At 65.9% G+C, this 6,529-nt stretch carries 7 protein-coding genes; 2 read left to right on the forward strand and 5 right to left on the reverse strand.

What is annotated here, in order from left to right; translation table 11 throughout:
* Window positions 1-61 precede the first annotated feature (61 nt).
* The 3 genes from glmU to aroA are packed head-to-tail and all read right to left on the reverse strand — an operon-like array spanning window position 62 to window position 3,615.
* A complete protein-coding gene (glmU, locus tag QZ184_RS09150; RefSeq protein ID WP_296419216.1) occupies window positions 62-1,402 on the reverse strand; it encodes a bifunctional UDP-N-acetylglucosamine diphosphorylase/glucosamine-1-phosphate N-acetyltransferase GlmU in 1,341 nt (446 codons plus the stop codon).
* Between the two features lie 28 nt (window positions 1,403-1,430).
* Window positions 1,431-2,333: an MnmC family methyltransferase gene (locus tag QZ184_RS09155; protein ID WP_296419218.1), complete on the reverse strand. Its 903-nt coding sequence runs from the start codon at window positions 2,331-2,333 to the stop codon at window positions 1,431-1,433.
* Window positions 2,308-3,615 (reverse strand): 3-phosphoshikimate 1-carboxyvinyltransferase, encoded by a 1,308-nt coding sequence (gene aroA / locus QZ184_RS09160; RefSeq protein ID WP_296419220.1) that lies wholly within the window; start codon window positions 3,613-3,615, stop codon window positions 2,308-2,310. The genes QZ184_RS09155 and aroA overlap by 26 nt, the downstream gene beginning before the upstream one ends.
* 87 nt (window positions 3,616-3,702) lie before the next feature.
* Between aroA and QZ184_RS09165 the strand changes: the two genes are divergently transcribed.
* Complete coding sequence (locus QZ184_RS09165; RefSeq protein WP_010316784.1) at window positions 3,703-3,954, forward strand: Nif11-like leader peptide family natural product precursor; 252 nt, start codon at window positions 3,703-3,705, stop codon at window positions 3,952-3,954.
* On the opposite strand, the gene QZ184_RS09170 is transcribed toward QZ184_RS09165, so the two are convergent.
* Both QZ184_RS09170 and QZ184_RS09175 read right to left on the reverse strand, forming a co-directional pair.
* Complete coding sequence (locus tag QZ184_RS09170) at window positions 3,951-4,385, reverse strand: Rrf2 family transcriptional regulator (RefSeq protein ID WP_010316786.1); 435 nt, start codon at window positions 4,383-4,385, stop codon at window positions 3,951-3,953. The genes QZ184_RS09165 and QZ184_RS09170 overlap by 4 nt on opposite strands.
* 3 nt (window positions 4,386-4,388) lie before the next feature.
* Window positions 4,389-5,954: a UbiD family decarboxylase gene (locus QZ184_RS09175; RefSeq protein ID WP_296419223.1), complete on the reverse strand. Its 1,566-nt coding sequence runs from the start codon at window positions 5,952-5,954 to the stop codon at window positions 4,389-4,391.
* A gap of 63 nt (window positions 5,955-6,017) precedes the next feature.
* Between QZ184_RS09175 and QZ184_RS09180 the strand changes: the two genes are divergently transcribed.
* Window positions 6,018-6,529, forward strand: a 512-nt coding sequence (locus tag QZ184_RS09180; protein ID WP_296419225.1) for a 2-phosphosulfolactate phosphatase, incomplete at its 3' end; no start/stop codon positions are given.

Consider the following 6,529-nt stretch of genomic DNA (forward strand, 5'->3'; position numbering starts at 1 on the left):
GTTGCACTTGAGCGCTTGATTCCGCTGCTTCCAGAGGTCTGAGCCAATCTGGCCTGATGGCCTAGGACCAGTTCTCCTTGATCAGTTGCTTGGCGCGGCCGAGGGCCAAGGCACCAGCGGGGACATCTTTGGTCAAGGTCGATCCGGCTCCCACCGTCACGTTGGCCCCCAGGGTGATCGGCGCGACCAGCACGGAGTTGGCTCCGGTTTTGCTGCCAGCACCAATCACGGTCTGGTGTTTGTTGACCCCGTCGTAGTTGGCGGTGATGGTGCCCGCTCCGACGTTGACGTTCTCGCCGAGTTGGGCATCACCGATGTAGCTGAGGTGGTTGACCTTGCTCCCGGCGGCGATTTGGCTCTTCTTGATTTCGACGAAGTTGCCGATCCGGCAGTCCCGGGCCAGTTCGGTCCCAGGCCGGAGCTGGGCGTAGGGGCCAATCGTGCAGCCATCAGCGACGACCGCATCACGCACGACGGAGTAGAGGACCTCCACCTCTTCGCCAACGCTGGCGTTCTCGAGGAAGCTCCCAGGACCGATGCGGCAGCCACTGCCGACGCTGGTTTCTCCGCGGAAATGGCATTGCGGTTCCACGACGACATCCCGGCCGAACCGGGTGCCATCGCTGAGGGTGCAGCTCTCGGGATCGACAAAGGTCACGCCCTCGGCCATCCAGTGGCGACGCAGGCGCTGCTGAATCACCGCTTCGCATTGCGCCAGTTGGTAGCGGTCATTGATGCCATTGATCTCATCGGCATCGGCCACCTCCACGTGCATGGCGGGGCTGAGCATCGCCACGGTGTCCGTGAGATACAGCTCCCCTTGGTCGTTATCGGTGCTCAGTTGGGGGAGGACCGCAGCGAGCTTGCTCCAGTTGAAGCAGTAGATCCCGGCGTTGGTGAGGTTGTTGGCTCGCTGCTCCTCGCTGCAATCGCGGTGTTCGACGATGGCGGAGACATGGCCACTGGCATCGGCGAAGACGCGCCCGTAGCCGGTTGGGTCATCCAGCCTCGCGGTCAACAGGGTCACGGCCGCCTGGGAGGTGCGGTGGCGCTCGAGCAGTGCCGTGATCGTCTCCTCCCGCAGCAGCGGTACGTCCCCATTGAGGACCAGAAGCTCACCCTCAAAGTCCGCCAGGGGCGCCAGCAATTGCTGGACCGCATGGCCGGTGCCGTTCTGGGGCTGCTGCAGCACAAATTCCAACCCCCCGTGCTGGCTCAGGGACTGCTCGACGCGCTCGGCCTGGTGTCCGACGATCAGGATCTGGCGCTGGGGGTCCAGGGCGCGGCAGCTGCCGAGCACGCGCTCCACCAGGGTTGCTCCCGCCAGTGGCTGCAGCACCTTGGGCAGGTCGCTTTTCATGCGGGTGCCCTTTCCGGCGGCCAACACGGCAACGGCGAGCATCGGCAGGGGCGGGTAGCTGAGCGGGAATCTACTGGTGGTTGCCCGCAAGTCCCCAGCGCCGGCGCCAGGCACTCGTGCCTTCCACGTTCCCCTCGCGCATGGCCTTGGCCTGCGCCTGTTGCCGCTGTTGAAGAATCGTTTTGCGGTCCAGGCAGAAGCCGGGGTCGCGGTAGGGCTCGGCGGCGTTCGTGCCCAGATGCTCCATCTCCATCGGTGTGAGCGACCGAAGTCTTGGGCCGGGTGTCAGGGGGGAGGGGCTGGCCGCGGTGCCGCCGCTCCAATCCTGTTTGTGCTGCTGCAGTCCGCAGGGTGCCTCGATCGCCGCGACCTCGAGGCCGGCCAGGCGCAGGGCCTGACGTACGGCCGCCGCACTGCAATAGGTCAGCAACCGGCCCTCGGGCTTGAGCAGGGAACCCAGGGCATCGAGAAATTCAACGCTCCAGAGCTGGGGGCAGCGACTGGGCGAGAACGCATCCAACAGCAACAGATCGAACTGCCCCTTCTGCTCTTCGACCAGCGGCTGGACCGCCAGCCTGGCGTCTCCCCAGAGCATGCCTGGGCTGCTGCAGAGTTCCTGAAGCCGCGCCACCGTGCCGGGTTGCCACTGCGCGCGAAAGGCAGGGCTCGCCAGGGCTTGGGCCAAGGGTTCGCGGTCGAGCTCGAGTCCCCACCAGTGCAGTTCCAGCCCTCGGCTGGCGCAGGCCTCAATCAGCGCAGCGGTGTTGCAGCCGGTGCCGACGCAGACATCCAGGACCCGAAGGCTGCTGCCCCGCCCCAGGCGCTCCAGCCCTGCGGGTTCGACGAATTTCTCGCGTGCTTCCGTTAGGGCGCCGCGGCTGCTGTGGAAGGCTTCGCCGAACTCCGGGCTGAACAGGCTGAAACTGCCGTCGCCGGTGCTGCGGACCTCAAGCTTGAAGCCGTTCGAGGTCATCCCAGAAGCCCGGGTAGGAGACGGCGGCCGCTTCCGGTCGCGCGATCGTGGTGACGCCCGAGGCGATCTGGGCGGCGACGGCCAGGCTCATGGCGACCCGGTGATCGGTTTCGCTATCGACCTCGGCGCCGTGCAGCGTCACGCCGCCCTGGATGGTCATCCCGTCGGGGAACTCCTCGATCTGGGCGCCCATGGCTCCGAGTTGACGGGCCATGACCGCCAGACGATCGGTTTCCTTGACCCTCAACTCCTCGGCCCCCGTGACCCGGCTGGGACCTTCGGCGCAGCAGGCGGCCACGGCAAGAACAGGGATCTCATCCACCAGCCGGGGGATCAGATCGGCGCCAATGCTGAAGCCCTTCAGGGGGCCATGGACGACCCGCAGATCACCCACGGGCTCGCCTGCGACGTCCCGGGCATTGAGCACCTCGATGCGGGCTCCCATCTGCTCGAGAACATCAAGAATGCCGGTGCGGCTGGGGTTGAGGCCGACGTTTTCGATCGTCAGGTCCGCCCCGGGGGTGATCGCTCCAGCAACCAACCAGAAGGCGGCTGAGCTGATGTCACCAGGCACAACCACGTCCTGCCCTTTGAGGCTCGAGCCCGGCACCACGGTCACTTCGGTTTGGCCTGGACCTCCAACGCTGAGGTCGGCGCCGAAGGCGCGCAGCATCCTCTCGCTGTGGTCCCGGCTCTGGACTGGCTCGATCACCGTCGTCGGTCCGTCCGCGGTGAGCGCCGCCAGAAGGATCGCGCTTTTGACCTGGGCGGAGGCCACGGGGGTGCGAATCGTGGCCCCTCTCAATTGACGGCCTTCGATCGCCAGGGGGGCGAGGTTTCCGCCTGCGCGCCCATGGATCGTGGCTCCCATCTCGGAGAGGGGACCGCCCACCCGCTTCATCGGCCGGCGCCGCAGGGAGTTGTCACCAGTCACAACGAAATGGCGACCACTGCGGCCCGCCAGCAGACCCAGCATCAGGCGCATGGTGGTACCCGAGTTGCCGCAATCCAGCACGCTCTCGGGTTCTTGAAAGCCATCGAGGCCGACGCCTTCGACGACCACGGTTTTGCCGGCTTCAATCGCTGAGACTTGAACACCCATCGCCCGCAGGCAGGCGGCGGTGCTCAGGGGATCCTCCGCGGGAAGCAGTCCTTCAATCCGTGTTGTGCCCTCGGCGATCGCGCCAAAGAGCAGGGCGCGGTGGGAGATCGACTTGTCGCCTGGGACCCGAACGTGGCCCTTCAGGCTGCGGCCGTTGCTGGTGCCCAGGGCGAGGGACATGGAGGAGGACTTGGTTTCAGCGAGCGTAGGAACTGATCGAAAACAGGCTCAACTCGCCAAACTGAGCACACCCCCGATCAAGGGTCCATGGCCGAGCAACTTCAGGCAGTCTTTGGCTTCCTCGCTCTGATTCAGGGCGACGCTGAGCTGCGGGCGCGACTCAATGAGGTCTGCACCGCCGATGAGGTGGCGGCGATCGCCAGCGCGATGGGGCACCCCTTTGAGGCCTCCACCTTGCTGGGGCTGTTTGAGCGCTGCAACGAAGCCCCCGTCGCTCGCTCCGGGCTGATGGATGAAAAGCTGATCCGCGTTTATCTCCAGCGGGACGCCCTGGCTTAACCCAGCATCAGGCCGCCCTCGTTGCTTAGGCATTCCTGCCAGCTCTGAAGGTCAAACAGGAGTTCTTGAAGGGTGAGCTGCTTGAGCTCGCGATCCAGGGCGGATTGCAGCCGCCGGCCCATGCTCTTGAGCACGTCCTGCTCGGCGCGGCTGCTGTCCCCGGGGGCGTCGAGCACCAGGGGGGCACCGACGGCCTTAAGGACCTCTCCTACGGGAATGGCCTCGGCGGGGCGGCTGAGGCGGTAGCCCCCCTGGCGACCTCGCTTGGCCTCGACGAGTGCTGCGCGCCGCAGCTGCAGGAGCAACTGCTCGAGCATCGGGGCGGGCAGTCCCTGGGCCTCGGCAATCTCGCTAACGGAACACCACTGGGGGTTGACCATGGCGAGGTGCAGTAACGCCTGGAGTGCCTGCAGAGCGCTGCGCCGCAACATCGCTCAGGCCGGCCGTTGTAGCCGCTCGAGAACCTGCTCGAGCACATAGCCAAACAGCGCAGGGTCGGGTTCCTGTTGACCGACGTCGCCCAGGCCCAATTCCTCCCAGCGTTGATCCACGCGGCGCTCGAGTTCGGCGGGCCGTTGCAGTGGCTCGCCCCAGGGGTGGTTGCGCTCGGGGCCCACTTTGGTGGTGGCGTCGATCGCCAGCCGTCCCCCCAGTCCCAGCTGTTCGCTGGCGAAGTCAAGCGTGTCGAAAGGGGTGTTCTCCAGGACGAAGAGATCGCGCTGTGGATCCACCAGGGCACTGATCGCCCAGATCACCTGCCTTGGATCGCGAATGTTGATCGACTTATCGACGACGACGACGAACTTGGTGTAGGTGAATTGGGGTAGGGCACTCCAGAAGGCCATGGCGGCCCGCTTGGCCTGCCCCGGGTAGGCCTTGTCGATGGCGATCACGGCCAGCTTGTAGCTGAGCCCTTCCATGGGCAGGAAGAAATCAACGATCTCCGGAATTTGCTGGCGCAGGATCGGCGTGTAGATCCGGTTCAGGGCGATGGCGAGCATCGCGTCTTCTTTGGGGGGCCGTCCGCTGAAGGTCGTGAAGTACGTGGGATTGCGCCGTTGGGTGACGCACTGGATGCGCACCAGTGGTGAGGGTTCCACGCCTCCGTAGAAGCCCATGTGATCGCCAAAGGGGCCATCGGCCAGCTCCTCCCCTGGGGTGATCGTTCCCTCCAGAACGATTTCGCTGTGGCTGGGCACCTCCAGATCCAGGGTTTTGCACTTCGCCAGGCGAACCCCCTCACCGGCGTAGAGACCCGCGAAGAGCCACTCACTGAGTTGAACCGGGATCGGGGTCGCAGCGGCCATCACCAGCAGCGGGTGAACGCCAATCGCGATGGCGATCTCCAGGGGTTTGCCCAGGGCAGCGGCCTTGCGCAGGTGGCGGGCGCCGCCACGGACGCTCAGCCAGTGCACGGTCATCGTGTTGATCGACTGCTGTTGCAGCCGGTAGACACCGACGTTGGGGGTGCCGGTCTCCGGGTCCTTGGTGATCACCAGGCCGAGGGTGATGATCCGGCCGGCATCACCGGGCCAGGGACGCAGCAGGGGCAGGCGATCGAGGTTGACGGCCTCGCCCTGAAACACCTCCTGCCGGCAGGGGGGGAGCAGGTCGAGGTCGGGTTTCGCCTTCAGGACATCCAGCAGGACCGAACCAAAGCGCAGGGCTTCCCGCGGTCCCTTGGGGGGCTTGGGCTGTTGCAGCAGGGCCAGGCGCTCGCCGAGGGTCTCGAGCTCCTCGGGTCGCTCCATCCCCATCGACCAGAGCACCCGCTCCAGGGTCCCCAGCAGATTGACCGCGACGGGGATGCTCGAGCCCTTGACGTTCTCGAACAGCAGGGCGGGACCGCCGCAGCCCAGCACCCGATCGGCAATGGCCGCCAGCTCGAGGTCCGGGTCCACCGGAGCGCTGATGCGGCGCAACTGACCCCGAGCCTCCAGCAGCTCCAAAAAGCCCCTCAGATCACGTTGGGATCCAATGGCGTTGGCCGCAGATCCCATGGCGCTCTCAACTTTTCAACAGGTTCTGCCTACTGTGACGCACCCCCTTGAGTCACTGCGGCCGTGCAGATCTCCTATTTCCACACCTCGGAGAACGTTCCCAGCCTGCGCCCCGTGGCTGAGGGCGGCCCCGACGCGGCCGTGGTGATTGATGTCCTGCGGGCGACCACCACCATTGCCTGTGCCCTGCAAAGCGGTGCCGAGGCCATTCAGGCCTTCGCCGAGCTTGAGGCCCTGAATCAAGCGGCCGATGCCTGGGTCCCTGAGCGTTGCCTGCGCGCGGGTGAGCGCGGTGGTCAGCGGGTGGAGGGCTACGACTTGGGCAACTCTCCCCTGGCGGTGACCCCTGAGGTGGTCGGGGGCAAGCGCATCTTCATGAGCACGACCAATGGCACCCGCTCCCTGGAGGCTGTGAAGCCCGTGCCGCTCTTGGTGACGGCCTGTCTGCCCAACCGCACGGCGGTTGCCAAGCGCTTAATCGACCATGGGGTCGAGCGGGTTTGGGTCGTCGGCAGTGGCTGGGAAGGGGACTACTCCCTGGAGGACAGCCTGGCTGCCGGTGCCGTGATTTCAGC

The sequence above is a fragment of the Vulcanococcus sp. DEBay_Sum22DG08_74 genome, assembly GCF_017852955.1.
GTDB lineage: Bacteria > Cyanobacteriota > Cyanobacteriia > PCC-6307 > Cyanobiaceae > Vulcanococcus.

What these genes read in the sequence shown, in the direction of transcription:
- glmU (WP_296419216.1), bottom strand. Translation starts at nt 1,402, where the DNA reads ATGCTCGCCGTTGCCGTGTTGGCCGCCGGAAAGGGCACCCGCATGAAA.
- QZ184_RS09155 (WP_296419218.1), bottom strand. Translation starts at nt 2,333, where the DNA reads ATGACCTCGAACGGCTTCAAGCTTGAGGTCCGCAGCACCGGCGACGGC.
- aroA (WP_296419220.1), bottom strand. Translation starts at nt 3,615, where the DNA reads ATGTCCCTCGCCCTGGGCACCAGCAACGGCCGCAGCCTGAAGGGCCAC.
- QZ184_RS09165 (WP_010316784.1), top strand. Translation starts at nt 3,703, where the DNA reads ATGGCCGAGCAACTTCAGGCAGTCTTTGGCTTCCTCGCTCTGATTCAG.
- QZ184_RS09170 (WP_010316786.1), bottom strand. Translation starts at nt 4,385, where the DNA reads ATGTTGCGGCGCAGCGCTCTGCAGGCACTCCAGGCGTTACTGCACCTC.
- QZ184_RS09175 (WP_296419223.1), bottom strand. Translation starts at nt 5,954, where the DNA reads ATGGGATCTGCGGCCAACGCCATTGGATCCCAACGTGATCTGAGGGGC.